Here is a 26,816-nt window from a genome sequence, read left to right on the forward strand (position 1 = left end):
CTTTAATGACGAATGACGGGTACGGTTCTTAATCCTTCTGCTTTTACCTGGTAGCAGCGCCCTGCTTACTAGGCAAACCAAATAATATTCTGATAATTTACCAACACTTTTCTGACCTCTAACTTAGTATGACGTTTGATACGTCCTTCATCTTTTCCTCTGTCCCCTCCTTTGCCTCTCTTCCAAATCTTCGCGCTTGATTCTTTATTTTTTTTCCAAATATTAATTTTTACGTAGTATAACTAAAGTAAATTTTATATATTTAACATGTGGAACATCCAAGGCGATGCTTGATAGATATCATAACAACCTTAAATAAAAATTTTTAACCCTAAAACATATCATGATGATGGATAAAACTGAATCGAATGCAATGACGAAAAGTAAATTTTCATTTGGGATACCCTTGATGGCATTTTTGATGCTGGTATTCTCCTGTGCACCTGACGAGGACCATGAGTTGATCCTTGAGGAGGATACAAGCGGTGAATTAGCCCTTCGCGCCTCCTCCGGAGAAGTTTTTGATGTTGTGGAAACCCCACCAACTCCTCCCGGGGGATATGAGGCATGGACCGCCTACCTCAGCCAAAATCTATCCTATCCTGAACAGGCAAAAAAGGAGGGAAAAGAAGGAACAGTATACGTATCCTTTGTGGTGGAAGTAGACGGATCTATACAAGGTGTCGAAATTCTCAGAGGAATTGGCGGTGGCTTGGATGAAGAAGCCCTGAGAGTCGTCAGAAACGCTCCCGATTGGGAGCCAGGTAAGCAAAAAGACCAGACAGTCAATGTAAGAATGAGGGTGCCGATCAAGTTTAAATTGCCGGAGGCATAAAAAAAAACTGCCACAAAGGCCCGAAGGCGCAAAGTTTAAATTCTTTGCGCCTTCACGTCTTGGTGTCAAGCAATAAAAATTAGTGCCTTCGCGCCTTAGGTACGCCATTTAGCGTGCGTTTATATATAAATATAGTTTATAACCCAGTATTATGAAAGGAATACACAGACCAATTTGCCGTTCAGTCTGAAGCAGTCGGGAGGTATGCAACTGGAAACGGGTGTGTGCTGAGTTCCCGATGAGCGGTCATGTAAGCCGTAATGCAAATGAACCCAGTTAGGCTTCGTTACGCAACATTGCAGCGGTCAACCTTCCGAAGGTGGCGAAACCTGATACATAGCGGGAAGCAACGGCAACCTGCACCGCTATGGCTGCACGGAGTAAGATGGGATGGCGTGCATGACAAGGGGAACGCATGAAACTTGGGAAGGTCCCTAACGGCATCGGAGTGACCGCCGATGGACGAGGGATGCGGAGATGCCCATAGTACTGTCTGAGCTTCAGGACAACACAACCTGAAGGTAGGGAAGGGGCATTACTGCCGAAACAACTGTTTTAGATAACCAAAAGATTACAGAATTGAAGAAGGAAAGTATTCAAAAGAGCGTACAAAATGAGATTATGGAGCTGTCGCAGAAAAAGCGCAAGGACATGGGCTCACAGGAAAGGTCAAGACTGTTATACCTGAAACTATATCAGAAAGCCAAGCAGGACAAGGACTATAGGTTCTATGTTCTCTATGACAAGATTTTTCTGGACTATGTACTGGAACATTCCTACAGGAAATGTAAATCCAAGGGAGGCAGTGCAGGCATAGACGGGATGACCTTTGAAGCCGTGGAGAAATATGGGCGCGAGAAGTTCCTTTCCGAAATAAAGGAGGAACTGAGGACGCGCACCTACAAACCGCAGGCGGTAAAACGGGTGTGGATAGAGAAAGAGAATGGGGGCCAGCGTCCCCTTGGGATACCGACAATCAGGGACAGGTCGTACAACGGGCCTGCCTGATAGTGGTAGAGCCGATATTCGAGGCTGACTTTGACGAATCGTCGCACGGTTTCAGACCGAAGCGCTCAGTAAAGACCGCCATTACCGAGATCAAGGAGAACCTGAAAAAGGGGATGCACGATGTCTATGATGCGGACCTGAGCAAATACTTCGACACAATCCCACATGACAAACTCATGGTGGCCCTGAGGGAAAGGATTGCGGATCCGAGGGTTCTGCACCTCATCAAGCTATGGCTGAAAGCGCCGATAGCCGAGGATGACGGCAGGTTCACGGGAGGCAGGAAAAACTCAAAGGGTACACCGCAGGGAGGGGTAATATCCCCTCTGCTGGCCAATATCTACATGAACCTTCTGGACAGGATTGTCCGAAAGGCAGATGGGTATTTTGCCAGACAGGGTATAAAAATGATCAGATATGCGGACGACTTCATCCTGATGGGTCAGCATATAGGTCAGGGAGCACTGGAAAAGGTATACGGGTATCTGGATCGGATGGAACTGACCATCAACAAGGAAAAGAGCAAGATGGTAAAGGCCAAGGAGTCACCGTTCGACTTCCTCGGCTTTACCGTCAGGTACGACAAAAGCATTATCTACAAGGGGAGCAGGTTCTGGAACATACTGCCAAAACCCCAGTCCCAAAAGAAGATAAGGCAGAAAATCAACGCCAAGCTCAAAAAGATCGGCCACTACAAGGCGGAAGATGTCGTCAAAGAACTCAACCCGATAATAAGGGGCTGGACCAACAACTATAGGATTGAGGGGGTGAGCTATACGCAGGTGCCGTTCAAAAAGCTGAACGATTACCTGAGAAAACGGATAGGTCGCTTCTACAACCGAAAAAGCCAGAGGAAATCACGCCTATATGGTCAGGAGGCATACGAACTGCTTACCAAGCAATACGGTCTGGTGGTTCCTTATGTGAACTCTGGAATAAGGCCTGTGAATGCCCAAAGATGAACTTCGGCAGGAAAGCCGTATGCGGGAAAACCGCACGTACGGTTTGACGAGGGGGTTGGTCAGGGTCAAAATCAGACCCTGACCACTCTACTCTACTGGCAAGGAATAAAACTTAGTGCCTTCGCGCCTTAGTGGCAAGAAAAAAAAAAATTAAACCCCTCATATCCATCAAAATATTTTTTTCACTAATTTACCTCAGTATTAGCGAGTTATTTTTTATTCATTTTTTTAAGAATCGTGGTATGGAATTTTTAGATCTAACAGAAAGAGAGGAGATAATAGGAAAAGCGATTGTAAACGCCGCTTACAATATTCACAAAGAGCTTGGTCCTGGACTTTTAGAAAGGGTTTATGAGGTGTGCTTAGCCCATGAATTAAGAAAAGCCGGATGGATTGTAAAAAAGCAGGTAACAATACCCATAGTTTATGATGGAATTTATTTTGATGAGGGATTAAGGCTGGATTTACTAGTTGAGGATTTAGTAATTATAGAATTAAAAGCTGTAGATGCCGTAAATCCTGTTTGGGAAGCCCAGATTATAAGTCACCTTAAACTTACAAAGCTCAACCTAGGATATCTAATAAATTTCAATGTTCCCCTCATAAAAAACGGCATAAGAAGATTTAAAAGGTGATTCCTTACAGTAGCCACAAAGGTCCAAAGGCGCGAAGGGGTTCCTATTTTAACGATAATTAGTGCCTACTAACATTTCATTTCTTTGCGTCTTAGTGGCCATTAACCTTCAATTCCTTTAGTCTTAGCGCCATAGTGGCTATCCACCTTTCATTCCTTTGGGTCTTAGCGCCTTAGTGGCCACTAACTTTTAATTCCTTTGAGTCTTAGCGCCTTAGTGGCTAAAAATTAAATTCTTAGCGCCTTCCCGCCTTTGTGGCCATTCCTTTTTCCGCAACTTCAAAGTACAAATGATAGTGGTTACTACACCCCGGATTAAAACTCGCTTCGCACTTCGGGCAGGTATTGTTTGAATCCATGTATTCCTGAATGGTCAGTTCATGGCCACAAGCCCCGCAGAGAATCGCCTTTTCGTCAAACTCCCCTACCGGCCACACCTCATGTTCATGGTCAGCCTCTTCCTCATGACAGGAAAAGCAGGGATAATACTTGTCGCAGCACTTGAACTTGATCGCAATGATATCCAGTTCCGAATGCCAGTGCACACAGCGGGTCTGGTTGTCGACGGATTTCCCGAAGACATTGACACCGCCGATTTTGACCAGATTGAATACTTCAGGTTCACTTTCCTGGGCAAAGGCATTGCCTATGGAAAATAGGAACAGGAAAAGAAGGGGAAAAAGGGTTTTATACATGCTGTACTAGGTTTTCGAAAGCAAAAGTACGGAATTTAAAGCAAGCGCCCCAGGCTTTATAAATATCGTCATTCCAAGTAATCACCCTCCTTAGCTCACCAAACAGTATTAAGTTTACCGAACGGCTACGTCCGAGTTATTGAAGAGTAAGTGATCGGTAACTGACATTGGTGAGCACCGAGAGAGGAAACTTAAATCATTTTCTCAAACCTTCAAAAAATTCCTTTTTATACCCAGGATGAACCTTCTCAATCGTACCTTGCTCATCCACAAGATAAAAAATGGGATAACCATTGACCCCATAAGCCTTACCGAGACCTTCGGTCCCCAAGAGTACGGGGAAATCCACGTTAAAGTTTCCTAGGTAAGTCTCCATTTCTTCTTTAACATCCACTGGATTTACATAAAGCATCTTCCTATCTTCAGCCAACTGGAATCCTGGTTCCGAGAAATGGTTTAAGGCCCTCTTGCAGGCCCCACATCTGATCATGGAGAAATTAAGCAACAGCTTTTGACCTGCATAGTCCTCCAATTTAACCGTTTGCCCCTCCAGGTCAAGAAGCTCAAATTCTGGCGCCTTCTCCCCTTCCTTGAGCAGACTGCGTTTTTCCCTGTCTTTGTAAAGCTTGGAAATGTAATCTTCTGGCTGGGTATAGACCAGTTCCCTTGGTTCCCGCTGCAATTCATAATCCCAGAACTGATAAGAAATGTTCTGGGCAAGAATACCGTCAATGTAATTCCTCCGCTCAAAATGTGTTACTAGAAAATTATTCGGATTAATGAAAATATGCTGTTCAGTATATATGGATTTTCTGTCCACAATCGTATCATTTTCAATCTGATAATAATCCAAAAGTTTTATTTCATCTATCAAGGTATCCTTCACATATTCCCATTCCTCGTTTTTAAGAAATGAAATAGGTGAAAAACTGTATGCCAAACTCTCCGTCAAATCCCGCTCGTTTTTCTCAAGGTCCTTAGATGTATAAATTGTTACCGTGTTATTCTCATGATTTATAAGTTTATATTCATTATCCAAAAACACAGCATCACTATTTTGAGGTCTTCTATCGATGTAATCATACCCAAAAGGAGCTTTCTCATTTCTTATATACTCTCCTGAACCTGCAACAGTATCTGCAATACCCATCGAGATAGGCCAAAGGGATGTGTAGGAATATGAAATATAGGCTGATTGAGAAAGCTGAGCTTTTGCTTTATTCAGAACCTGCTCCGAGGAATCTTGGCAGGCCGATAAAGAAATAATGATTAAAACTGGTATAAGTAGATTTTTCATGGCTTACAATAATAACTAAACTACAAGTTAATGAAATTTAGGATATATCTAATAACTATGCTATAAACTCTTATTAAATTGTTACAGTAGTTGGTGCTTAATCCCGAACTAATTTCTCTAATGCTCTTAGAGCAAATTCCATTCTTATGGTCAGTTTTAATTATATTTCCAAATGCCTCTATTTAAGATCGTTCTCAAACCATCCCAAGAATTTCTTCTTAAACAGAATACTTATCTTTCACTCACACTTAGCTTAGACTAAGTACAAGGAAACCTCCCTCTCCATTTCATTTTCTTGCCAATAAGGCGCTAAGAATGTCACCTTTGCGCCTTAGGGTCTTTGTGGCCAGATCTCCTCTCTCACTGCTCCAGGCCCAACGCTCCCTACTCCACCGTCCAATAATACACCTCATGCTCCCTCCCGTCCTCCAGGGTCACCTTCCGGATTTTCTCCGGCTCCCAATCCCCCATATCAAAACGATGGGAGATCACACGGGTACCTTTGGGAAGCTGCTGTATTATAGGCCTTAACTTCAGGTTAATATCCGGGAATAAATACAAGACCAGAACTGTCGCTTCCGAAAAGTCCATCTCAAACAGATCCCCTTGAACAAAAGTCACTAAATCTTCCACTCCCATTTCCCGGGCATTAGAATTTGCCTCACTTACCAGATCGGCATCTATCTCCACTCCTACGGCTTTTATTCCATATCTCACAGCAGCCTCGATGGGAATTCTTCCGTCCCCCGAACCCAAATCGTAAAGAACATCACCCTCCTGAATTTCGGACAACTCAAGGATTATATTCACGACTTCATCAGGGGTCGCCACGAAAGGCACCAGGTCCGAAAAACCCGGAGTTTCGCCCTGTGCCCATACAGATTGAAAACTTATAAGCAAAACCAATAGGCATAACACATTCTTTCCCATCTCATATTTAAAATATCTTTCAAAGGGTATAGTAGCTTTTGGCAGTTTCATTTCATTAAGTTACTATTTATATTATTAAATATGTTTATCCACAATAGCACCAGTAAGCCATTGAAGCTGCCAGAATCCTGTTCTGCTGCTAGGATGGAGCTTTCTTCGGTCATCGGTCTTCGGTCCCACTAAACAAAGGAAAATTGGCAACTGCCATCATTGCGGATATTTATATTATTAAATATGAGGAGTCAGGGTTAAAATTGTAAAATCTGGAATGCCTGATGGAATTGCAAGGTTATTTAATTATCGTCCTGAAAGTCAAATTTACCCTTGGCTTATTAATGAGTTTGGTTGGTGGTAGGCGGTGTAGCCAGAAGGTTTGGGTGGTGCCTTTCATGATTAGGAGGCTGCCATGTTCCAGAACAAGGGAGATTTTTTCTTGGGTCTCTTTGTGCTTGAAGGCAAATTTCCGCTCAGCACCAAAACTCAGCGAACCTATGGCCCCATCCTTTTTGAGGTCCTTTTCCCCGTCACTATGCCAGGCCATCCCCTCATCTCCGCTATGATACAGGTTAAGCAAACAGGAATTAAAGGTTTCTCCCGTTTCTCTTTCGATGACGGCCTTTAACTCCAACAATTCTTTTGTCCAAGGTAGTGCATGTTTTGTGACGTTAGAGTAGGTATATTCGAACGGTTCATCACCATACCAGGCTACCTTGCGTTTGGTTACGATGATTTTCCCGAAAATCACCGCTTCGTCATTTCTCCATTCAATCGTGTTTAACAGTCGCTCTAAGTAATGATTGGCTTCATTGGTAGTGAATAACTTACCGTAATAATTAACTGTCCCATCTTTAGGCAGCCAATTCCTGCTTTTGTCCATGTGATCTCTAAATAAATCCATACATCATTAAGTATAGTTTCATACCCTGATAAACATTTTCTTATTGACATTGATTTCATTAAAAAAGCCATCCCTACAGCGGGATGGCTTTTTCCTTACACTAAAGCAAACACCCATTCTTTAGAACCCTAAGCCTAAGGCCATGGCCGTAGCCGCAATATTTATGTCGGAAACCTTACTTGCCTCACCAGAGGATAGATCAATCTGGTAAACCCCCATTTCACCATCTACTTCGAGTAGCGCATAGGCATTGTCAGACATACCTCCAATATCAAAACCATTATCTGATGTAAATTCAATACCAAGGCTACCCACCATGTTTAGAACTCCATCATTTGGTGGATCCTGAGTGTATAGAGCGTTGGTCTCACTGTCCAGGACAAACAGCATGGTAGAGCTTGCATTGGCAAAGTTGTTTGTATAAGCCGCGGCATTCACATATGGACTATCTGGATTGAGATCACCGTCTACTTCCACCACCGTACCTTCGTCAGGGTGAAGTCTTAAATTCTGCCCTGTATTGCTGACTAACCTTATTCTATCTACAGTTGGATTAAAATCAAAGCCGAAGGAAGTTCCATCCAAGTAGGGTGATAAAGTACCCACTTCCATGAGTTCACCATTTGAAGTATTGACGGTCAACAACCTGCTTTCAGAGGTGATGGCATAGAGCTGTCCATTGGCTGGTCTGAAATCCAACCCTACTATTGATTCGCCATTGCCAAGTCCATCCAAATCCACATAGTTGTCAGCAGGAGCCAAAGGATTGAATCTATTTAACCTGTTGTCTGCAGTGGCAGCAAAAGCTACAGGGTCTGTTTTGATAGCAATACCAATTACAGAATGGCTAAAGTCTCCCACATTTTGTGCAGCACCGGTAGTAAGATTGATGGTATAGAGGTTGTTTCGCTGTTCATTGTATACCACAGCCAAAGCAGCGGAATTATCTGGACTGATATCAAAGTTGCCAATGCCATTAAAATCTACTCCAAGCTCACCGACTTCTCTCAGCCCGCCGTCATTAGGAGGATCCTGAACATATAGTTTGTTGGAACTGAAATCTATATCAAATAGCTCTGTCTCACTGGCACCGGCCATACTGTTGGTATAAGCCACCGCTCCTATCATCGGGCTATCCCCGCCAGAGATATCACCATCTTCGGCCACCACGGTTCCCAATTCAGGATGCAGTCTTAGATTTTGGCCAGAATTGGTCACCACACGGATTCTATCTACGGTAGGGTTGAAATCCAAGGAGGCATTCTCCCCTTCCAACATAGGCGAAAATGGTCCTTCACCCAAAGCCGTTGCTTCTCCACTGTTTTCGTTGATAATATACAGGCGACTTGAAGCTCCTAAACCGTATAGTTGGCCCGTGGCGGGCCGGTAATCAATACTGACAATCTCATCCCCTTCCTCAAGACCAGAGATCATGACGGTATTCATGGGACTGGAAAGGTCTCTGGCTTGATACCAAACTAATTCATTGTCGCTAGAAATGGCAGTGAATTCAATCTCAGGAGCCTCCCCAGGCATGGCTGTATCATTGTCATGATCTCCATCCATGCCCGGAGGAGAGTCAATTTCATCCGTACAGCTCCATAACATTGCACCGCAGAACAAGGCCATGAATGCGTTAATTTTCAATGGGTTTTTCATAATCATAGTGGTTTAGTTAGTAAAAATGATTTGAAGCATTTGGGGGATGAAAATCAAGGTCTTCAAAATGGGACACCCAAAGTGGGCATCCCTTTGAAAAAATTAACCAACCTCAACCAAATACACATCTCATTAAAATTGAATAAGTTGTTTGAAAGGATATACGAGGTAGGTATGCTAACTGGATCTAGCAAGATGAGTTTTTTTTGGGTAGCTCGGTCTCCGGTCATCCCTCTCCGGTCTCCACTCTTTATACCACTTCTCCCAAAACCACCAGATTTTCAAGAGTTGGTGTTTGGCTTCCGCCTTTTGGTTCGATGGTAATAGCAAAAGCTCCAGCAGCGGAAACGGTCTCCATTTGCTGTAGAAGCCCTGTTTGGGAGGCATTGATTATCCCTATGCCGATAGGACCGTCTTCTCCGATAGCCCAGAGCTGGTAGTCCTGGCCTGGCTCAAGTAATTGAAGGTTACGTACAGAGGCAAAAACCCGGGCATCGTTTCTGTCCCAAAAAATATCTACTTGGGCATCTTTCTGCATCTCATATGCTTCTCCTTCCAATGGAATCCGATCAAAATCTCCACCCAAAAACTCTTCCATTTGCTCATACCTGGCCTGGTTGATTTCCAGTTCCTCAGCTAAAACAGACCTTTCGAGTACCAAGGTTCGGTATTCTTCTTGGGTAGAATAATAACGGTTTGCAAAATAAAAGGCAAAGACTGTGGCAAGTAGCGCTACTACAGCTGCGGCAGCTGAAAAATTTCTCCAACGTGAAAGGGCTTTACTTTCTGGCGTATCCATTGTTTTAATTGAAGCTGGTGGTGTTTCAACTTCTAAGGATGCGAAAATCTTATCCTTTATGGCCGGCGAAGGTTTTTGGCCCGATAATCGGTCAAATGCAAACATGGAGGCCTCGAGCTGGTCGAGTTCTTCCCTGATTTCAGGATAGCGTGCAGCCATTTGCTCTACTTCCTGACGCTCTCTTTCAGAAAGCTCCCCAAGAAGGTAAAGTTCAAGTATGCCTGACGATATGTAGCCTTTCACGTCCACTATATTTTCTCCATTTTTTTCTTCAATACAGCAAAAGAAGCACGCACACGGGACTTTACCGTCCCAAGGGGGATGTTAAATTCTTCGGCGATTTCAGCATGGGAATAGCCTTTAAAATAAATGTAATCAATTATTAATTTTTGATCATCATTTAATTCGGCCATAAGCTCCTTTACTCCTATTCCGTCCACATAATCACCTGTATCGGAGCGCCCTTCCAGAGCATATACGTAATCGTCAATGCTGTTAGTTTGGCCGGATTTAGAGAATTCCTTGGATCTTGTTTTGTCGATGGCGGCATTGCGGCAGATATTGGCCATCCAAGTGTAGAGGGCCCCTCTTCCCTTCTGATAGGAATCTATTTTACTTACTATTTTAACAAATGCATCATGGAAAACTTCCTCGGCTTGATCCCTTTGTGGGATTATCCGAACTACCACACCAAAAAGCGCCCTAGAATATTTCTCATAGAGGTATTCTACGGCAGCCTTATTTCGTGCTTTCAGTCCCGAGATGATTTGCTTTTCCTGCAATTAGCATTTAGTTGGTTTTAAAAAGTACTTTTCATTAAATCGATTTGTACCCAGAATGTTTGAAAAAAGTAAGGATGATGATTTGAATGAAAGTTACTAGAGATCCATGACCCCAACAATTCATAAATTTTTCCCTGTATTTAATCGCTTCGGGGAGAGATCTTACCTTGAAATGTTCCTTTGAAGAGAGGCTGCCAACCCTTGTGATAAAACCTAAATGCCTTCTGGTTTTCTATTGGCAAAATATGTAATGAAGCTGGCTTAAATTTAAAATAGTTAATTATGGTATCGGTAATTTTGCAGGAAAGCTCTGATTGGACTTCTAAGAAATTTTCCGGATTAAGAAGTCTTTACCTTATTCCTTTTTCATCACTTCAGCGTGCAATTGGGCGTACTTTTGACCGTCCCAACCTTTACCACTTCTATTCAAAGTACCAACCAGGCTGATTACTGTTGAGGTATCAAATGGATTCTCTTGGATCTTTCTTTTTAGTAATTCTGCTGCCTCTTCCAGATTTCCTACTGAAATACAATGGTTTGCACTTTTATCCAAACAGCCCAGATAGCATTCTGAAAGTTGACTCCGTTGATTTTCCATCCAGTCATCAAACTCCTCGGAGGCATTGGAAAGAAAAACCCTTGCATAAATTGGCCTTGATAAATATGTATAGCTTTTTCAAATTCACCGGATTTTGACAAATGCCTGAACTCAACCACGTCACATTTGACAAAGTCCATATTGATCATCACCTCATCATGACCGCGGTTTAGAAGTACATCCTTGCCCACATCCTTACGTATATGCCAAAGCATGTTATTGAGTGAGTTACGTGCTTCCTTTTGATTCAAGTTAGGCCAAAATAGCCCCAAAAGGTGATCTCTTCATTGAAAACCTTTATCATGATTCAGTATTAGATAAACCAAAAGCGCAAGTCCTTTTTTCCCAGCTAGAAAGGTATGGGCCAAAATACCGTTAGAGCACCGCAATTCAGTAGTACCAAAAAGTTTAAGTTCCATAAGGGAAAGTTTTAGAGGTCCAATGTCCCTAGATAAAAATCCAATAATCAAATCAAATTGTAGAGGTACCTATCCTAAAAGGTAAAATACGTTTGCTAGGTTTGAAGAAGTGTGGTTATAAGTAAAAAAGTCGGGAGAAGCAATCTGAACCTTAGGTTAATGGTCTAGATTGCTTTTGCTATCCCTTGCAATGAAGAGCATTTCCCGGCCTTCCCTACTATCTTACATTTCGTCCTTGCCCTGTATGGTAAAGGAAATTTTTGCATTCACGCCGTATGAGACAATTTCATTGTTATCCACGTTGGCATGCATTTCATTTACATAAATTGACTTTATGTTTTTAACAGACTTCTTAGCTTCCTTCAGAGCATTTCTGACAGCGTCATCAAAACTACTTTCTGAACTTGCTATTACTTCAATTACTTTTACAATGGACATAATGGTTAAGGTTTTGTGGTGGATATTTAATTATTATTCCTAATAATGTGATATATTCCTAACCTCAATATCCTCCTATTGTTTTGAATACCAGCTAGAAATGAATTCAATAGGGGGATCCCTAGCCTTTTGCCAGTTGCTGCATTGAAATTTCCTATATTTTTCATTTAAAAAGTTACTGACCAAGCTTCAAAGGATTTTTCATGTCATATGAGATAATATGAAAAATCATATCAAAGATTTATCACCAGGTTGAAAAACCAGGAGGCTCCCGTGGAAACTGAAACAAAAGTGTGCCAAAAAAAAGCGCCTTCTATAAAGAAGACGCTTTCTTTTTAAAAAAACAGATTGTAATTATTGCGCACCAAATCCTGTGGTAGAACCTTGCTGATCAGGTATTACCACACCTTCCATTACATGAATCACGCCATTTGAAGCTTGAATATCTGGCTTGCCTATTCTTGCTCCACCGATCATCACATCATCGGCAGGAGTGGCTACACCTTGTCCTCCTGCAGTTTCCACGGCAATTTCCTGTCCATCAGCATTTTCAATTACCTGGTTAGTCTGGAAGTCCGCCAAATTAACTTTTTTAGTCATCACATGGGATTTAACGATGCTTTGTAACAAGGCTAAATCTTCAGGTTCTGTGATTTGCTTATATTGTTCTTTTGTCAACTGTTTGAAGGCATCATTGGTTGGTGCAAAAACAGTTATTTCACCTGCTGCCTCAGCAGCCGCATCAAGATCTATTTGTGATTTTTCCAACATTTCCACAAAAATGGAAAAATTGTCATCTTGCTTAAGCAAAGTTAAGATATCATGGTCTTCCGTATTATCCACATCTTCAAAAATGCTTTCATAATCTACCTCAACATCGGTCTGGGCCATATCCTGGGTAGTCATTTGTGTTTGCTGAGCCATTAAGGTCGTTCCACAGAACATAAAGGCTAAAGCCGCTCCAAATATTTTGATTTCTTTATTCATAATTTTCTTCTTTAATTTAAAGATTATTAGCGGTTATATATTATATTTATATAATGAGCAATTATTATACCTTTTTTTAATCCCAAATAAATCAATTCAAACTTTTCATCTGCATTGATTAATTTTTCGAAATTTTGTACCAATAATCCTTAACTTTGACCCTATGGAAAAAATCCCCCCGTGTCCCGCCTGCCAATCACTTTATGCATATGAAATGGATAACAAACTTGTCTGTCCAGAGTGTGCTTTCGAATGGGTGTCAAAAGCTGAAAGTGAAGCCGAAACCGGTTTAGTTGTAAAGGACTCAAACGGCAACTTGCTTGCCGACGGGGACTCGGTAGTGGTGATCAAAAACCTCCCTGTAAAAGGTTCTCCCACTCCAATAAAGGGTGGCACTAAGGTTAAGAACATCCGGCTAGTGGAAGGTGATCACAACATTGATTGCAAAATTGATGGTTTTGGTAGTATGGCCCTAAAATCAGAATTTGTAAAAAAAGCTTAGAAAGGCCCACTTTAAAACTCATTGGCGGTTATTTTGTTATAAGGGAAGATTTGGATTCCTTAACCTTAACCATCATTATTAGCTTATCATGGGCAAACGCTACGAGTTTTTAAAGAAGATTACCTTATTCTTAATTTTTTTTATCGTTTTTATCTATGCTTTGATAGAATCAAGGGGCTTTTTGGTACCCTTGCTTCTTGGAGTTTTATTGGCCTATCTGCTATTTCCTATTGCCAAATTTTTGGAGAAAAGGTGGTTACCACGCATTTTGGCCAATCTTGTAGCTATCATAGTGGGAATTGGGGTTTTGGTCCTCGCTATCAACTTTATTTCCTACCAGTTTGGAGTTTTTGCCGAGGACCTTCCCAGTATTCGGGAACAGTCTGCCAGTAATTGGGAGAGCATTAAGATGAATTTAAGTGAAAGCACTGGGATTTCCAAAGACCGCTTTGACAGCTGGGAGGAAGAAGTGAGCAGTGTGTTTGCAGCTTCTGATGATATGCTCCGTTCCACATTTTCCACTACAACAAACATCATTGTACAAACAGGTCTAATGCCAGTTTTCATCTTTTTCATGCTGTATTATCGGGATAAGTTTCATGACTTCATTATCCGAATGGCCCCTCCAGAAAGGGAAGAAAAAATAGAAACCATTCTAGGTAAGATTAATCTGGTTGCCAAAAAATACATGACAGGCCTTTTCATCGTGGTTATCATTTTATCCATCACGCACACCATTGCATTTTCTATTATTGGGTTGGATTACCCCATTTTCTTTGGTGTCATGGCTGCTCTATTTAACTTTATTCCATATTTTGGGACCTTAATTGGAGCGGCATTGCCCCTACTCTATGCATTCTTGGCTATGGACACCCTTTCCTATTTCTTCTGGATCTTGATTTATTTCGTAGTGATTCAGTTTGTGGAGAATAATATCCTGACTCCAAACATCACTGGTGGATACTTGAGCCTTAACCCATTTATCACTATTCTAAGCTTAATATTTGGAAGCATGATCTGGGGATTGGCAGGCATGTTTCTGATTGTCCCTTTTGTGGCCATGTTCAAGATTTTCTGCGATCATGTTTCTTTTCTAAAACCGGTGGGTTACCTATTAAGTGATAAGGGCACAGAAAAGTATGCCCTGACAGTGGATAAGATTAAGGGATGGTTTAAGAAATAAGTACGAGGTACGAAGTTCGAAGTACCAAGACACTGCTTCGTACTTCGTACCTCGTATTTCGTACTTACTTATTTCTTATCACCTGGAGCTGGAAAGCCTCTATCTCTCATCAGAGCGTCGATGGTAGCATCTCTGCCTCTGAATTTTCTGTAGGCCTCAGCCGGATCCATTGCATTTCTTGGAGCAAAAAGATATTGTACTAATTTAGCCGCAACATCATTATCATAAAAGCCTCCTGGAGATTCAGTAAATGCTTCCGCAGCATCTGAAGTGAGCACATCAGCCCACAGATATCCATAATACGCCGTAGCATATCCTTCACTAGAAAATACATGCCCGAAATGTGGCGAACGGTGACGCATCACGATTTCGTCAGGCATGTTCAGTTCATTCAAGGTTTCCTTCTCAAATTCACGTGGATCTATGCCTTCCGGATCTGTGGTATGATATTTCATATCCATAAGAGCTGAAGCCAAAAACTCAGTAGTGGCAAAACCCTGATTGAAGGTAGCCGCATTTTTGATCTTCTCTACCAATTCTTGGGGCATCGGTTCACCGGTCTCTTGGTGCAGCAAGAATCTTTCAATCACTTCATCCGTAGAAAGCCATCTTTCAAGCAATTGTGACTGGAATTCCGTATAGTCCCTCACACCTGAATTCAGGGTTGGGTATTTAACGTCAGCAGCCAAAAAGTGAAGTGCGTGCCCAAACTCATGGAAGAAGGTTTTGGCATCATCCCATGAAATCAACACAGGCTCACCTGGAGCTGCTTTCACAAAGTTAGAGTTATTGGAAGAAAGCACCGTTTCTTTCCCATCGAAAGTAGTGTGGCTTCTATAAGTGGTAGCCCAAGCACCGGAACGCTTCCCTTGGCGGGCAAAAGGATCCAGATACCAAAGTCCGATATGCTCCCCTTCCTTATCGCTTACCTCCCAAACTTTCACGTCTTCATGGAATACGGGCACTGAACCTTCTGGAACGGGTTCAAATTCAAAACCAAATACCTCTCCAGCTGTGTAGAACAAAGCATCAGTTAGATTATCCAGTTGAAGGTATTGCTTTACTTCATCACTGTCTAGGTCATATTTGTCTTTTCTTACTTTTTCGGAGTAATAGCGATAATCCCAAGGCTGGATGGTAATATCTGCTCCTTCCTTATCGGCAATGGCCTGCATGTCTACGACCTCCTCCTCTACTCTAGCTAGGGCTGCCGGCCATACTGCCGTCATCAATTCCATAGCTGCTTCTGGAGTTTTAGCCATCCTGTCCTGCAGTCTCCACTCGGCATAGTTATCATACCCCATCAGGCCAACTCTTTCCTTGCGTAGTTTTAGGATTTCGGCAATGATATCGTTGTTATCGTATTCATCCCTGTTGTCGCCTCTGGAGTAGTAGTTGCGCCAAACTTCTTCTCTCAGCTCCCTTTCATCTGAATAGGTCAAGAATGGATCCATAGACGAACGGGTGTTGGTAATAGCGTATTTGCCCTTTTGCTCTCTATCTTCTGCGGCTTTGGCGGCAGCTCTCACCAAAGAATTAGGCAGACCACCAAGCTGGTCTTCTTCAAGATACACCACATAGTTTTCCTCATCTGCGAGTACATTGCTGGAGAATTTGGTGTAAAGCTTTGAGAGTTCCATATTGATCTCAGCGTAGCGTTCCTTTGCTTTCTCGTCGAGTTCAGCACCTTCCATAGCAAAATTGGTATAAATCAGGTCTACTACCCTTTGTTGGTCGGCGGGAAGTGGGTTTTCTTTGGAGTTTTCGTATACTGTTTTAATTCTATTAAACAGCTTCTCATTTTGCGAAATTTTGGAGGAATACGACGAAATCTTGGGGGACATTTCAGCTTGGATTTCCCTGAATTCAGGTGAGGAAATGTTGCTGCTCCAGATTCCGTAATAGGTAAAGGCGTTCTTCAAGGGTTTTCCTGCCCTTTCCATTTCTTCGATGGTGTTTTCGAAAGTTGGTTCTTCTGGATTGTTGGCTATTTCCTCAATTTCCTGAAGGTGAAGCTCCATACCCCTTTCAAGGGCTGGCTTCAATTTATCTAATTCCATTTTGTCAAAGGCCGGCACTCCCCCGTAGGGACCTTTAAATTCGGCTAGGAGAATATTTTCGTCCGTTGCAGTTTGTTGCATCTCTGTCTGAGCTTGATTTTGTGTTTGTGCCATCAATGGCGCCGAGGCTCCCACCACAGCCACCAAGGCCAGCATCCGCATCAATTTAGGTGTAAAAATTCCTGTCTTACTCATAGTTTTGGGTTTGTTTGATTATGTAGTAAATATACATTTTTTAAGTACGAAGTTGGAATTACGAGGTACGAAGAATTTGGGTCTTTAAAACCATAGAGGAACAGAGGATGCAGAAGAGATTTAGCGTCCAGCAAGAGATTCATCTACCTTCATCACTAAACCTCTTAACCACCCGCAGCGCGCCAGCGCCGGGTAATAACCCTCTAACCGTTTTTAATTGTCACCCTCTCTCGGAGGAGTTTGCCTCAACGCATTCAACAGGGGTTGATCCCTGGTGTAGAGGTCTTTGCGAAAATGAACTGTTCCATTATCGTCAGCCCAGGCAGTCATGTAAATGATGTGTACGGGGATGGGCTCGCCTAGGAAGACGGTTCTTTCCTTTCCTTGTGCCACTACCCTGGTCATCTGCTCTTGCGTCCACTCCGGTTTATCCTTTAAAAGGTATTCTGCAAATTCCATAGGCTTACTGATACGAATACAACCAGAACTGAATGACCTGTCTGTATGGGCAAAAAGATTCCGAGTGGGTGTATCGTGGATGTAGACATTGTACTGGTTTGGAAACATGAATTTTACATTCCCCAAGGCATTGTCCTTTCCAGGAGATTGACGGATCATGTAGGAAAAATTGCTTCTGCTTACGTTTTTCCAGTCTATACTTTTGGCATCCACTGGTTTGCCATCTCTAGTCAAAACCTGCATGTTTTTGGAAGCCAAATAATTTGGATCCTTCTTCACAGCAGGTATCACATCATTCCATAATATAGTAGGAGGAACGGTCCAAGTCGGCGCAAAGACCAAATGATTCATGCGGGCACTAAATACTGGAGTCTGTCTGTAATGCTTACCCACAATTGCCCTGGACACAAATACAGGCTTATCATTTTCAATCACCTGCATTTCATAGTTAGCAATATTTACTTTCACATACCTTTCACCCAGATTATCACTAAGCCATCTCCAGCGTTCAAGGTTGGCTTCAATGTTCTCAATTCTACTTTGCACCGGAATATTCAGAGCATCCATAGTCCCTCTACCTACCACCCCATCCGGGGTCAATCCGTTTTCCTCTTGGAACTGTTTTATCTTCTGTTCCAATTTTAAGTCAAAAACGTTTATCTCCTCATCTTCAGGATCTTCCAATTCCTTACCTAATCGCTGCCGTAGTTTCAAAACATCGGAATGTCTCATGCCTTTTTCAAGCTTAGCAGTAGAAAACTCTACGTGGTCCCAGCCACCTTGCTCGGCGATTTGGCGGTAACGTACCAGCCCAGCTTTAAGGTTGACATATTCCCTATGTTTTGGGGTAAGGCTCTTCAGGCTTTCCAATACATTGTCATGCATGATGGTACTATCCACAAATGCCGCAAGTTCAGGTTTAGCTTCTCTTCTAGCTGCCTTCCAATTAGGATCAATCGTTTCCGGATTCGTTTTCCCTTGAGAAAGATGCGTAGATAATATTAAATAAGCATCGGTTAGCAGCAATTCAAGTGTAACCTCATCCTCCAAATCCGCCTGTTTGGTTTCAAATACTTTGGTAATTAAAGGCTCTATAACTGACAGATGGTAATCCTCAGGGTTCAATCCATCCTCTTTGGCACCTCGGATAGCAGCTACCATTCCTTCAACTTTCGACCGGTTGCCCCACTTTGCCAAGATATGTTCAGCATCGTCTTCATAGATGGCTGAAATTAATTCTGGATTTAGAAGAGAAACTCCTTCGTATTGCGGATTTTCCTCCTGAATGACCACAAGTTCTTTTTTAAACCTATCGGAAAAATCCTTACGGATTGTACTGAACCCACAGGCGGTCAAATTTATGAAGAAACTGATGATGAGGGCCGCATTGAATAATTGGGCGGTAATAGGATGGTAAAATTTCATTTCAATAGTGATCTTGGCTCAAAAGTACCAAATTATTTAATATGTATATCCGCAATTGCACCAGTAAGCCGTTTAAACTGCAAATTCTTGGTCTGATGCTAGAATGGCCGCTTCTTCGGTCCTGCCTCTGCCGAGTCAGGCAGGCATCGGTCTTCGGTCTTCCGTCCGTAAAGCAAGGGAAATTGGCTACTGGCATCATTGCGGATAATTATGTTATTTAATTTTCAATTCAAGAAACGTGAGTTGACAGGTTTTATATATCTCTTTCTACGGTATTTTTAATTGTACTTTTCAGGCTTTGGGAGATGTTATTCATCCAGTTAAGTTGGTCTGCAATCATTCTTGTGGACTGAAGTTCTCTGAGCATTTCAGGGGCGATAGGCCTCCTTTGGTCAGTTTGGAGTTGTTGATCTCGGGTTTGTGAAAGGTCCGAATATTTATTTTCCAGCTCCTGCAAGGCATCCGGTATAGAGTGACTCCGTTCCGGCACGTGGGAGCCTTCCTCATTATTCAAAATAGCTATAGATTCTATTAAATTTTGCTGTATACTGCTGATAGCATCCAAAAAAGAAATCGACGTCAGATTTCCACGGTTATCTTTGATGTAGGTACCCAAAGCGGCAGCAGCAGCAAGCAAGGTGTGATTAAGCCCTACAATCTTATACACGAGGATACCATCCAACTGTCTGGTCTTGGGCTCCTGACTCATCCTCTGAAAAGCAGCGTTAAGGTGTCCCATCGCCAGGAAGGCTTCTTTCCGGGATAGCCTATAAGGTGTCAAATCTTGTTTTCCTTCACATAAACTTTTAATCTGATGCAGGTAATGTTCATTGGCTTTAAGAGCTTTGAGTATTCCTGTTCTAATATGACTGGACTCCCATGCTGGCCAAATAAAAAGGATGGAAAACATAGAAATTGCAGCACCGGTAATAGTGTCTACGATGCGGTGGCCTATGACCTCAAAGGCATTGGGCTCTATCAAAACATACAGAAAGACTATCCCGGTAGTGATAAAGATAGAGGAGGTTTTGTAGTTTTTTTGCATAAAACTCAAAGCCAATACTAGGGATATTATGGATAAGGCTGCAAACAGATAGACATTTCCAATAAAAAGCACGAAGATACCGGCTAAAACTGCACCTATCAGAGTACCGTAAAGCCGTTGCTTTGAGCGTTCTTTCGTCAGTGTATAGCCAGGACGCATTATCACCACCACGGTAAGAATGATCCAATAGGCATTTTGCACCGGAAAGATCATACCTACTGCATATCCAATCAGCATTGCAACAGTAAGTCTAGCTGAATGGCGAAAGATGGGTGAATCAAAATTTAGATTTTCCCTCAGTATGCGTATATCATAATCCTGCTGAGTGAGAAATTTGTGATGACTTTGAGGGTCCAAACCTTGTTTATCTGACCCAAAATCCAATATCACTCTTTCCATTGATTGACTCTTTTGGATTAGCTTACCAATATAATCCAGCAAATTATGCATCAGCAAAGCGCCCTCCCGGGCTTGTGGTAAGCCCACTTGGTTCACATACTCATCTATTGAACTTTTACAGTTTCCGACCATTTGTTCCCAATCAGGTTGGGAAAGTATCTCCCCCTCCTTTTGCATAAAAGAGCCAGCTGTGGAAAGCCTTTGAGAAAGTTGGAGGATAATTTTTTGAAATGGAGCAAGCTTTTCGGAATGGGTTGTAAAGATTTCCTTGATTTTTTGGTGGTTTACCGGGCTTGCCACTGTGAGTTCCAACAGATCAATCAGTTCTATGAGAATTAGTAGTTGTTTTCTCTTGTAATTTGAAGTCCCTGATTTCTGACGCTCACTAAGTAAGACTGCCCTTAAAGATTCATGCTCTTCATTGATTTTGACCTGTAGATCAAACATTTCCTTTTCCAATGGCTCTCCCATTTCCCCAGTCAGCAATAGTTTTCCTTTAAGCCTCACCAATCTCCCGGTATCCTTAAGGCAGGCTGCTAGTAAATTGGTAGTTTGCCTTTTTTCTAAGAGCGGGTGGAAAATATTGGAAAGCAAAAGGTACCATAACCCACCTAATGCAAACATGCCCCCATGATACAGGATGTCTAAACCGTAATGCGGGTGAGCAAAGCTGAAAACAATAGTCATCAGTCCGGCAAAGGAAATTAGCGAGGCCCTGAACCCATACACAGAGATATAGGAGACTAAAAAAGTCAATATAATCATCACTGGAATCAGAAGCCATTGGGAAACCATAGCACCACTAATCAGGATATTTACCATCATTACTGTGGATGAGGCGATTAGAATCCCGAAGTTTTTATGTTTTTTACTGCCGGGCACATCACTACCTGCTGACAGCAAAACTCCAATGGCCATGCTCAAGGTGTAGGGCAACACCCCCAAGCTGATCCCTACCACCAAAGGAAGTACCATCCCAAAAGTGGTCAAGAGGGCTTTTAAAAAATCTGAATCTTTAATAAACTGACTGAAAAATCTCTTTGCTGGGTAAAACATCGGTCTCAATTTAAGAAATAAAATTTTATGAAACAGACTAACTAATAATACGCTGTTTCAACCTCCTCTAAATCTGATCTTTACACATTATTATTATAAGTTAAATAATAGTTTTTCTCCAATTTTTAACTTTAAATTGCGAATAGATAATAAATATTCCAATCCTACAACTATTTTACCTACCTTCGGCGCATGATTGAGATTAAAAAATACGTGGAGTTAGAGGAAAGGACCCGATTGGACCTGGATCAAATGGCTCAAAAAGCCTTTGAGGGGGTTGAAATCGTGGAAAACACCACGTGGTCGACTCCTGATTGGTCTATAATCAACAGGCATGATGGTAAGATTGTCATGTATTATAACTTGGTAGTAAGGTCCGTGGATTTTGATGGGACCCCCTTTTCAGTGGCAGGAATCAACAATGTGATTACCCATCCGGATTTTCAAGGACAAGGTTATGCATCCCGCACCTTGAAACATACCCGAGATTTTATATTTAATACGTTGAAGGCTGATTTTGGTCTCCTTTTATGTGGGGACGAGCTCGTAGGCTTTTATAAAAAATTGGGATGGCATAAGTTTTCCGGGGACCTCATCGTAGAACAGCCTCAAGTTGGTCCTATTCATTGGTCAAGCAACACTATGCTGATGTCAAAGCGTCCTATTCCTTGCAGTAAAGAAATCAACTTAAATGGCCTTCCTTGGTAAATAAGCGCTTATTTTTTCGAATGTCACTTTTAATGTTTGTGCTATTGACAAACAATTTTTACTTTTGGGGCTGATTTGTACAGGAAAAAAGAGGCATTTGACCTTTTGTGAAAAATAATTAATTAAATTTTCACCTTTGCAAGTCTCTAAAAAGATCTTAAAAAGCATTTAACTGCCGTTTGTGAAATTGAAAGCCCAGTCACCCTTTGGGTATTGACAATGACACAGCGGCAAATCCGTTATAGAAGGGTAATCCCTTATTAATTGTAGGATAACCCCAGTTATTTCTACGGCCCAACGTAATTGAATCAGCATGAAAACAGGTTCCATATTGGCAGCCTCCTTATCTGTATTGATAATGGCTGCCTGTTCGACTGAAAGAAAGCGCGATGTCATTGTAATGGCAAGCTCCCCTGAGCCCGAAGTCATCTTCACCAATTATACGGGCCTGCCCGTCTCTGTCGGTAACCGCGTGGAAACCCTCCCGGAAAAATCAGAAGGCATTGTTAGTCTAAAAAAAGACGAAGTATGCATGGTCAACAATGCATATATGAAGGAGAAACAATTTCCCGTAGAGTTTAATAAAAAGACCTATTACGGCTGCTGCGAGATGTGCGTGAACACCCTTCAAAATGACCCTACAGTACATATGGCTGAGGATCCCCATTCTGGTGTACAGGTGGACAAATCAAACGCATTCATCGTACTTGACCCGACCCATCCCAATGATGGCGTTCTTTATTTTGAATCCAAGGAAAATTATAAAGCTTACACACGGAAATAAAAATTTACAGTAACTATTTTTCTATGATTAAAGTCACTTGTGCCGTTATCATCAAAAACGGACTGATATTGGCCGTGCAAAGGAATGCCACTCAGAGTAATCCTTTAAAATGGGAGTTTCCTGGGGGAAAAATCGAGCAAGGAGAATCCGAAGAGCATTGCCTTCTCCGCGAAATCCAAGAAGAGCTTGAGGTGCGAGTAAAGCTTGACAAAAGGCTGACTCCCGTTCAATTTAACTATGAGCGGAATCCCATTGAGCTTATCCCTTACCTAGCAACCCACCTTTCAGGCGCCATACAGCTGCAGGAACACATAGATTTCAAATGGCTGATGCCTGAGGAACTTGAAGATATGGATTGGGCAGATGCTGACATTCCAATTGTGGAGGAGGTACTTACAATGACTTCGCAAAATTTGATTGAAGCGAGGAGATTTTGATGTGGGATGCCCGATGATGGATGTAGGATATCTTGAAAGACGGGAGACCCAAGCGTTTAATCTTGAAATTTGACCATACTTTTATTAGTAGGGGTTTTACTCTTTAGAACTTAAAAAGGCTTCGGTTTTATCAACCGAAGCCTTTCTATTTCCTCATTTCATTATTTCCTATTTGACACTAATCGCCAATCCCCCTCCACGCGCGATTCTTTGCGTCAAGGTAGTCTCAGAAGTTACTTCCATTTCAGTGATTGTATAGCTTTGTGGGTTTTCATCATAGCTTGCGTCATCTCCATCTGCATAGATAGTAGCAGTGAAAGTTCTTCCTTCAGGTAAGAAATCAAAGTTCACGGTTGCTTCCCTTTCATTTTCATCAGTCACGCTGCCTACAAACCATTCATCTTTGCCTTTAGCCTTTCGGGCAATGGTTATGTAATCGCCAGGCTCGGCCTCTAGGAAGTATGTGTTGTCCCAATCCACGGCCACATCTTTGATAAACTGGAAAGCGTCCATAAACCTCTCATAATTATCTGGCAGATCGGCAGCCATTTGCAGTGGGGAATAAATAGTCACATAATACGCCAATTGCTTGACCAAGGTAGTATTTACCCTACCATCGTTGTTTTCATCATAATAAGAAAGATCCGTTTGGAAGATACCTGGAGTATAATCCATTGGACCTCCCATCATTCTTGTAAATGGCAAAATGGTAGTATGCTCAGGCGTCAGTCCCCCCATAGCTTCAAATTCAGTTCCACGTGCTGATTCCTGGGCCAGCCAGTTAGGAAAAGTTCTATGTAGACCTGTTGGCCTTACCGCCTCATGGCTATTGATCATGATTCCAAAATCAGCAGCGCGTCTAGCAACGTGGATATAATGGTTGACCATCCACTGTCCGTCATGGTGCTCACCCCTAGGGATGATTTTGCCCACATAACCTGTTTTCACTGAATTGTAACCATGGTCCTGCATAAACTGGAAGGCCCTATCCAATCTTCTCTCGTAATTGGTTGCTGAACCGGAAGTCTCATGGTGCATCATCAGGCGCACACCTTTAGATTCCGCGTATTCCTGCAATCCCTCCACATCAAAATCAGGATATGGGGTTACAAAATCAAAAACATCTTCCTTCCACTCGCCAAACCAGTCTTCCCAGCCAATGTTCCAACCTTCAACCAGAACTGCCTCAAAACCATGCTCAGAAGCAAAATCAAGGTATTTTTTTACATTTTCGTTAGTCGCTCCATGCCTGCCACTTGGCTCAAGTGATGTAAAATCATCATCCAGCTTGATGTTGGTTGCATCGCTGTATGCCCATGTTTTTCCCTGTGGCACAAAAAGCTCCCACCACATTCCGATATATTTCATCGGTTTGATCCAAGAGACGTCCTCATAGGCAGTTGGCTCGTTAAGGTTCAAAATCAAGGTGGATGCTAAGATGTCTGTTGATTTGTCGCTGACGATTATCGTTCTCCATGGAGTGGTAGCGTCAGTTTGTAAGTAACCCTTATTTCCCACAGCATCAGGCACCAAATGTGAACTCAGCTTGTAATTACTTGGGTCCAAGTTTAGCTGCATGGCGGGATAATTGATCAAAGCAGCTTCGTGGATGTTGATGTAAAGACCATCATCGCTTTTCAGCATTAAGGTGGTCTGAACCGCTAAGGTTTCAATTGGGTGCTGAGCATGGACGGTATGCGTGGCCTCCTCCATTTTGTCATCCACTTCAGAAACCTTGGAAGTGGTGTAGAAATACTCGTTGGTATCATAATCACCTGGAATCCAGAAAGCCTTGTGGTCTCCGGCTAAATGAAATTCGGTATGCTCTTCCGTGATGATGAAATAATTGAGATTTTCCTGCTTTGGAAATTCATAGCGGAAACCAAGGCCATCATCAAATAGACGAAAGCGGATGTGAAGCTTTCTGCCCTCTCCCCCCAGTTGACCCAGAGTCAGCAGCAGTTCGTTATACTTGTTCTGGATTTCTTTGTATTCTCCCCAAAGTGGCTCCCAGCTGTCATCATGGCTGTTTGTCTCGGTTTCCAATACTTCAAAACCCTTCATCATGGATGGCTGGTCCTTCAGCTCCAAGCCTAAGCCACTTGGTTGGATAACCTCTTGTCCTTTAAACTCAAGTTGATAAAAGGGTCGTCCTTCTTTCAATTCAACATTTAAAACAAAGTCACCACTGGGTGATTCAAGGGTTTGTGCCTGGACCAAAGTTCCTAATAAGCACAGAAAAATGGTAAAGTAAATAGGCTTCTTCATAAATCTAAATAGGTTTGATATTAGGCAAATATAACCTATAATGAATAATCCATCACCATTGAGGAAATACTTAGATGAGTTTTAATTAACCGCAATAGACGCTCAAACTTGATTCCTGACCAATGTTTAAGCGATTTGAATTTAAATCAAGCTTAACCCTTTAACTTATAGGAAATCAATTGGTTTAACGCTCTTTCTAGCTCTTGGTCGGATTTGGCAAAGCAGAAGCGTAGCATCTTTGGATCGGTTTGGTTTTGATAAAAGACCGAGATGGGAATACTGGCGACTTTAGCCTCCCGCGTAAGCTTTACCGCAAGTTCATAATCACTCAAATCTGTTAAATGACCAAACTCCACCATTTGGAAAAAACTGCCTTGAGCTGCTGTAAACTTAAATCCGGTCTGTTTCAAGCCCTCACAAAATAGATCCCTTTTATTTTGATAAAATGCTGAGAGTTCTAGATAGCGATCTTTGGTCTCTAAATACTCAGCTATAGCCAATTGCATTGGGGTGGATGTACTGAATGTGAGGTATTGATGCACTTTTCTAAATTCTGCGGAAAGCGATTGGGGTGCTATGCAATATCCCACCTTCCAACCGGTGATGTGAAAGGTTTTACCAAAAGAACTGCAGACAAAGCTTTTTTCTCTCAGCTGGGGGTGGGTCAATAAGCTTAAATGTTGCTTTTCATCAAAAACAATATGCTCATAGACTTCGTCACTTATCAAATAGATTGGCTTATGGGCAACAATACCAGCTAGTTGGTCCAGATCATTTGATGTCCATACATATCCGCTGGGGTTGTGAGGCGTATTGACTATAATCAGTCGAGTTTTATCATTCACCTTGCTCTTCACCAAATCCCAATCCACCGAGAAGTCAGGCATGGTAAGGGGAATAAAAACGGGTATACCTCCACTAAGTTCAATCGCAGGCTGGTAACTATCATAGGCAGGCTCGAAAAGGATGACCTCATCTCCACTACGCACAACGGCAGTAATAGCAGCAAATAGCGCTTCGGTGGCACCGGAAGTTACAGTTATTTCAGCCTCAGCATCAATTTCGATTGTTAGGGTTTTCCTGGTTTTCTCCGCAATGGCCTCTCTAAGCAGTGGCATTCCCGACATAGGAGCATATTGGTTATACCCTTTTCGCATATAATAAGTGACAAGCTCCTGCAATTCAGGGTCACAATCAAATCCAGGAAAGCCTTGGGAAAGGTTGATGGCATTCTCGTTTTGGGCTAACTGACTCATGACCGTAAAAATGGTCTGCCCAATGTTCGGTAGTTTGGATTTCAAATCAGGGATATTTAAGTGCAAAAAACTAAAATACTAACATCAAACTGAATGTA

25 protein-coding genes and 1 pseudogene are annotated in these 26,816 nt (G+C 42.2%); 9 read left to right on the forward strand and 17 right to left on the reverse strand.

Annotated elements, in window-relative coordinates:
* Positions 1 to 514 precede the first annotated feature (514 nt).
* From FPL27_RS10735 to FPL27_RS10745, 4 genes and pseudogenes are all read left to right on the forward strand, one after another.
* Positions 515 to 835 (forward strand): annotated as a pseudogene (locus tag FPL27_RS10735) (energy transducer TonB); the annotation flags it as partial.
* Between the two features lie 579 nt (positions 836 to 1,414).
* The gene (locus tag FPL27_RS19940; protein WP_221936596.1) at positions 1,415 to 1,843 is read left to right on the forward strand and encodes a reverse transcriptase family protein; all 429 of its coding nucleotides are present in this window, start codon (positions 1,415 to 1,417) and stop codon (positions 1,841 to 1,843) included.
* The gene (locus FPL27_RS10740; RefSeq protein ID WP_221936597.1) at positions 1,762 to 2,805 is read left to right on the forward strand and encodes a reverse transcriptase domain-containing protein; all 1,044 of its coding nucleotides are present in this window, start codon (positions 1,762 to 1,764) and stop codon (positions 2,803 to 2,805) included. The genes FPL27_RS19940 and FPL27_RS10740 overlap by 82 nt, the downstream gene beginning before the upstream one ends.
* A 242-nt stretch (positions 2,806 to 3,047) precedes the next feature.
* On the forward strand, positions 3,048 to 3,440 hold the full coding sequence (locus FPL27_RS10745; protein ID WP_143961092.1) for a GxxExxY protein: 393 nt from the start codon (positions 3,048 to 3,050) through the stop codon (positions 3,438 to 3,440).
* 235 nt (positions 3,441 to 3,675) lie between these two features.
* On the opposite strand, the gene FPL27_RS10750 is transcribed toward FPL27_RS10745, so the two are convergent.
* The 12 genes from FPL27_RS10750 to FPL27_RS10800 all read right to left on the reverse strand — a co-directional run bounded on the left by FPL27_RS10750 (position 3,676) and on the right by FPL27_RS10800 (position 12,941).
* Positions 3,676 to 4,134 carry a CHY zinc finger protein gene (locus FPL27_RS10750; protein WP_143961093.1) on the reverse strand — a complete coding sequence of 153 codons (459 nt, stop codon included), beginning with the start codon at positions 4,132 to 4,134 and terminating at the stop codon, positions 3,676 to 3,678.
* Between the two features lie 196 nt (positions 4,135 to 4,330).
* Positions 4,331 to 5,431 carry a peroxiredoxin family protein gene (locus FPL27_RS10755; protein WP_143961094.1) on the reverse strand — a complete coding sequence of 367 codons (1,101 nt, stop codon included), beginning with the start codon at positions 5,429 to 5,431 and terminating at the stop codon, positions 4,331 to 4,333.
* A gap of 384 nt (positions 5,432 to 5,815) precedes the next feature.
* Complete coding sequence (locus tag FPL27_RS10760) at positions 5,816 to 6,412, reverse strand: SAM-dependent methyltransferase (protein ID WP_235893417.1); 597 nt, start codon at positions 6,410 to 6,412, stop codon at positions 5,816 to 5,818.
* Between the two features lie 238 nt (positions 6,413 to 6,650).
* Complete coding sequence (locus FPL27_RS10765; RefSeq protein ID WP_143961095.1) at positions 6,651 to 7,259, reverse strand: alpha-ketoglutarate-dependent dioxygenase AlkB family protein; 609 nt, start codon at positions 7,257 to 7,259, stop codon at positions 6,651 to 6,653.
* 120 nt (positions 7,260 to 7,379) lie between these two features.
* The gene (locus tag FPL27_RS10770; RefSeq protein WP_143961096.1) at positions 7,380 to 8,918 is read right to left on the reverse strand and encodes a DUF4394 domain-containing protein; all 1,539 of its coding nucleotides are present in this window, start codon (positions 8,916 to 8,918) and stop codon (positions 7,380 to 7,382) included.
* A gap of 250 nt (positions 8,919 to 9,168) precedes the next feature.
* Complete coding sequence (locus FPL27_RS10775; protein WP_317129437.1) at positions 9,169 to 9,960, reverse strand: anti-sigma factor; 792 nt, start codon at positions 9,958 to 9,960, stop codon at positions 9,169 to 9,171.
* Positions 9,961 to 9,965: 5 nt separating this feature from the next.
* Positions 9,966 to 10,499 carry an RNA polymerase sigma factor gene (locus FPL27_RS10780; RefSeq protein WP_143961098.1) on the reverse strand — a complete coding sequence of 178 codons (534 nt, stop codon included), beginning with the start codon at positions 10,497 to 10,499 and terminating at the stop codon, positions 9,966 to 9,968.
* Positions 10,500 to 10,854: 355 nt separating this feature from the next.
* Positions 10,855 to 11,052, reverse strand: a complete 198-nt coding sequence (locus FPL27_RS10785) for a hypothetical protein (RefSeq protein WP_394348494.1) — start codon at positions 11,050 to 11,052, stop codon at positions 10,855 to 10,857.
* Positions 11,019 to 11,312 carry a hypothetical protein gene (locus tag FPL27_RS10790; RefSeq protein ID WP_143961100.1) on the reverse strand — a complete coding sequence of 98 codons (294 nt, stop codon included), beginning with the start codon at positions 11,310 to 11,312 and terminating at the stop codon, positions 11,019 to 11,021. The genes FPL27_RS10785 and FPL27_RS10790 overlap by 34 nt, the downstream gene beginning before the upstream one ends.
* A gap of 69 nt (positions 11,313 to 11,381) precedes the next feature.
* Positions 11,382 to 11,516, reverse strand: coding sequence for a hypothetical protein (locus FPL27_RS20140; RefSeq protein ID WP_262712080.1), 135 nt, complete (start codon positions 11,514 to 11,516; stop codon positions 11,382 to 11,384).
* A gap of 222 nt (positions 11,517 to 11,738) precedes the next feature.
* On the reverse strand, positions 11,739 to 11,954 hold the full coding sequence (locus FPL27_RS10795) for a dodecin family protein (RefSeq protein WP_143961101.1): 216 nt from the start codon (positions 11,952 to 11,954) through the stop codon (positions 11,739 to 11,741).
* Positions 11,955 to 12,308: 354 nt separating this feature from the next.
* Positions 12,309 to 12,941: a fasciclin domain-containing protein gene (locus FPL27_RS10800; RefSeq protein ID WP_143961102.1), complete on the reverse strand. Its 633-nt coding sequence runs from the start codon at positions 12,939 to 12,941 to the stop codon at positions 12,309 to 12,311.
* A 163-nt stretch (positions 12,942 to 13,104) separates the two neighbouring features.
* Between FPL27_RS10800 and FPL27_RS10805 the strand changes: the two genes are divergently transcribed.
* A complete protein-coding gene (locus FPL27_RS10805; protein ID WP_143961103.1) occupies positions 13,105 to 13,443 on the forward strand; it encodes a zinc ribbon domain-containing protein YjdM in 339 nt (112 codons plus the stop codon).
* 88 nt (positions 13,444 to 13,531) lie between these two features.
* Positions 13,532 to 14,626, forward strand: coding sequence for an AI-2E family transporter (locus FPL27_RS10810; RefSeq protein ID WP_143961104.1), 1,095 nt, complete (start codon positions 13,532 to 13,534; stop codon positions 14,624 to 14,626).
* 68 nt (positions 14,627 to 14,694) lie between these two features.
* On the opposite strand, the gene FPL27_RS10815 is transcribed toward FPL27_RS10810, so the two are convergent.
* From FPL27_RS10815 to FPL27_RS10825, 3 genes are all read right to left on the reverse strand, one after another.
* A complete protein-coding gene (locus FPL27_RS10815; RefSeq protein WP_235893418.1) occupies positions 14,695 to 16,881 on the reverse strand; it encodes a M3 family metallopeptidase in 2,187 nt (728 codons plus the stop codon).
* 213 nt (positions 16,882 to 17,094) lie between these two features.
* Positions 17,095 to 18,765, reverse strand: a complete 1,671-nt coding sequence (locus tag FPL27_RS10820) for a L,D-transpeptidase family protein (protein WP_143961105.1) — start codon at positions 18,763 to 18,765, stop codon at positions 17,095 to 17,097.
* 253 nt (positions 18,766 to 19,018) lie between these two features.
* On the reverse strand, positions 19,019 to 21,265 hold the full coding sequence (locus tag FPL27_RS10825; protein ID WP_143961106.1) for an FUSC family protein: 2,247 nt from the start codon (positions 21,263 to 21,265) through the stop codon (positions 19,019 to 19,021).
* A gap of 192 nt (positions 21,266 to 21,457) precedes the next feature.
* Here FPL27_RS10825 and FPL27_RS10830 point away from each other — a divergent pair, with 192 nt between their 5' ends.
* The 3 genes from FPL27_RS10830 (at position 21,458) to FPL27_RS10840 (ending at position 23,194) form a co-directional block, all read left to right on the forward strand.
* Positions 21,458 to 21,973: a GNAT family N-acetyltransferase gene (locus FPL27_RS10830; protein ID WP_143961107.1), complete on the forward strand. Its 516-nt coding sequence runs from the start codon at positions 21,458 to 21,460 to the stop codon at positions 21,971 to 21,973.
* A 313-nt stretch (positions 21,974 to 22,286) separates the two neighbouring features.
* Positions 22,287 to 22,757: a hypothetical protein gene (locus FPL27_RS10835; protein ID WP_143961108.1), complete on the forward strand. Its 471-nt coding sequence runs from the start codon at positions 22,287 to 22,289 to the stop codon at positions 22,755 to 22,757.
* Positions 22,758 to 22,780: 23 nt separating this feature from the next.
* Positions 22,781 to 23,194, forward strand: a complete 414-nt coding sequence (locus FPL27_RS10840; RefSeq protein ID WP_143961109.1) for a (deoxy)nucleoside triphosphate pyrophosphohydrolase — start codon at positions 22,781 to 22,783, stop codon at positions 23,192 to 23,194.
* Positions 23,195 to 23,362: 168 nt separating this feature from the next.
* On the opposite strand, the gene FPL27_RS10845 is transcribed toward FPL27_RS10840, so the two are convergent.
* Both FPL27_RS10845 and FPL27_RS10850 read right to left on the reverse strand, forming a co-directional pair.
* The gene (locus FPL27_RS10845) at positions 23,363 to 25,462 is read right to left on the reverse strand and encodes a glycoside hydrolase family 97 protein (RefSeq protein WP_143961110.1); all 2,100 of its coding nucleotides are present in this window, start codon (positions 25,460 to 25,462) and stop codon (positions 23,363 to 23,365) included.
* A 152-nt stretch (positions 25,463 to 25,614) separates the two neighbouring features.
* Positions 25,615 to 26,763, reverse strand: coding sequence for a methionine aminotransferase (locus FPL27_RS10850; RefSeq protein WP_317129438.1), 1,149 nt, complete (start codon positions 26,761 to 26,763; stop codon positions 25,615 to 25,617).
* Positions 26,764 to 26,816: the final 53 nt, after the last annotated feature.

Origin of the sequence: Litoribacter populi (genome assembly GCF_007483685.1) — a bacterium.
GTDB classification, from domain to species: domain Bacteria; phylum Bacteroidota; class Bacteroidia; order Cytophagales; family Cyclobacteriaceae; genus Litoribacter; species Litoribacter populi.

What these genes read in the sequence shown, in the direction of transcription:
- FPL27_RS10830 (WP_143961107.1), top strand. Translation starts at nt 21,458, where the DNA reads ATGATTGAGATTAAAAAATACGTGGAGTTAGAGGAAAGGACCCGATTG.
- FPL27_RS10805 (WP_143961103.1), top strand. Translation starts at nt 13,105, where the DNA reads ATGGAAAAAATCCCCCCGTGTCCCGCCTGCCAATCACTTTATGCATAT.
- FPL27_RS10835 (WP_143961108.1), top strand. Translation starts at nt 22,287, where the DNA reads ATGAAAACAGGTTCCATATTGGCAGCCTCCTTATCTGTATTGATAATG.
- FPL27_RS10765 (WP_143961095.1), bottom strand. Translation starts at nt 7,259, where the DNA reads ATGGATTTATTTAGAGATCACATGGACAAAAGCAGGAATTGGCTGCCT.
- FPL27_RS10840 (WP_143961109.1), top strand. Translation starts at nt 22,781, where the DNA reads ATGATTAAAGTCACTTGTGCCGTTATCATCAAAAACGGACTGATATTG.
- FPL27_RS10750 (WP_143961093.1), bottom strand. Translation starts at nt 4,134, where the DNA reads ATGTATAAAACCCTTTTTCCCCTTCTTTTCCTGTTCCTATTTTCCATA.
- FPL27_RS10810 (WP_143961104.1), top strand. Translation starts at nt 13,532, where the DNA reads ATGGGCAAACGCTACGAGTTTTTAAAGAAGATTACCTTATTCTTAATT.
- FPL27_RS10820 (WP_143961105.1), bottom strand. Translation starts at nt 18,765, where the DNA reads ATGAAATTTTACCATCCTATTACCGCCCAATTATTCAATGCGGCCCTC.
- FPL27_RS10795 (WP_143961101.1), bottom strand. Translation starts at nt 11,954, where the DNA reads ATGTCCATTGTAAAAGTAATTGAAGTAATAGCAAGTTCAGAAAGTAGT.
- FPL27_RS20140 (WP_262712080.1), bottom strand. Translation starts at nt 11,516, where the DNA reads ATGGAACTTAAACTTTTTGGTACTACTGAATTGCGGTGCTCTAACGGT.
- FPL27_RS10825 (WP_143961106.1), bottom strand. Translation starts at nt 21,265, where the DNA reads ATGTTTTACCCAGCAAAGAGATTTTTCAGTCAGTTTATTAAAGATTCA.
- FPL27_RS10800 (WP_143961102.1), bottom strand. Translation starts at nt 12,941, where the DNA reads ATGAATAAAGAAATCAAAATATTTGGAGCGGCTTTAGCCTTTATGTTC.
- FPL27_RS10845 (WP_143961110.1), bottom strand. Translation starts at nt 25,462, where the DNA reads ATGAAGAAGCCTATTTACTTTACCATTTTTCTGTGCTTATTAGGAACT.
- FPL27_RS10770 (WP_143961096.1), bottom strand. Translation starts at nt 8,918, where the DNA reads ATGAAAAACCCATTGAAAATTAACGCATTCATGGCCTTGTTCTGCGGT.
- FPL27_RS10745 (WP_143961092.1), top strand. Translation starts at nt 3,048, where the DNA reads ATGGAATTTTTAGATCTAACAGAAAGAGAGGAGATAATAGGAAAAGCG.
- FPL27_RS10815 (WP_235893418.1), bottom strand. Translation starts at nt 16,881, where the DNA reads ATGAGTAAGACAGGAATTTTTACACCTAAATTGATGCGGATGCTGGCC.
- FPL27_RS10790 (WP_143961100.1), bottom strand. Translation starts at nt 11,312, where the DNA reads ATGCTTTGGCATATACGTAAGGATGTGGGCAAGGATGTACTTCTAAAC.
- FPL27_RS10755 (WP_143961094.1), bottom strand. Translation starts at nt 5,431, where the DNA reads ATGAAAAATCTACTTATACCAGTTTTAATCATTATTTCTTTATCGGCC.
- FPL27_RS10760 (WP_235893417.1), bottom strand. Translation starts at nt 6,412, where the DNA reads ATGAAACTGCCAAAAGCTACTATACCCTTTGAAAGATATTTTAAATAT.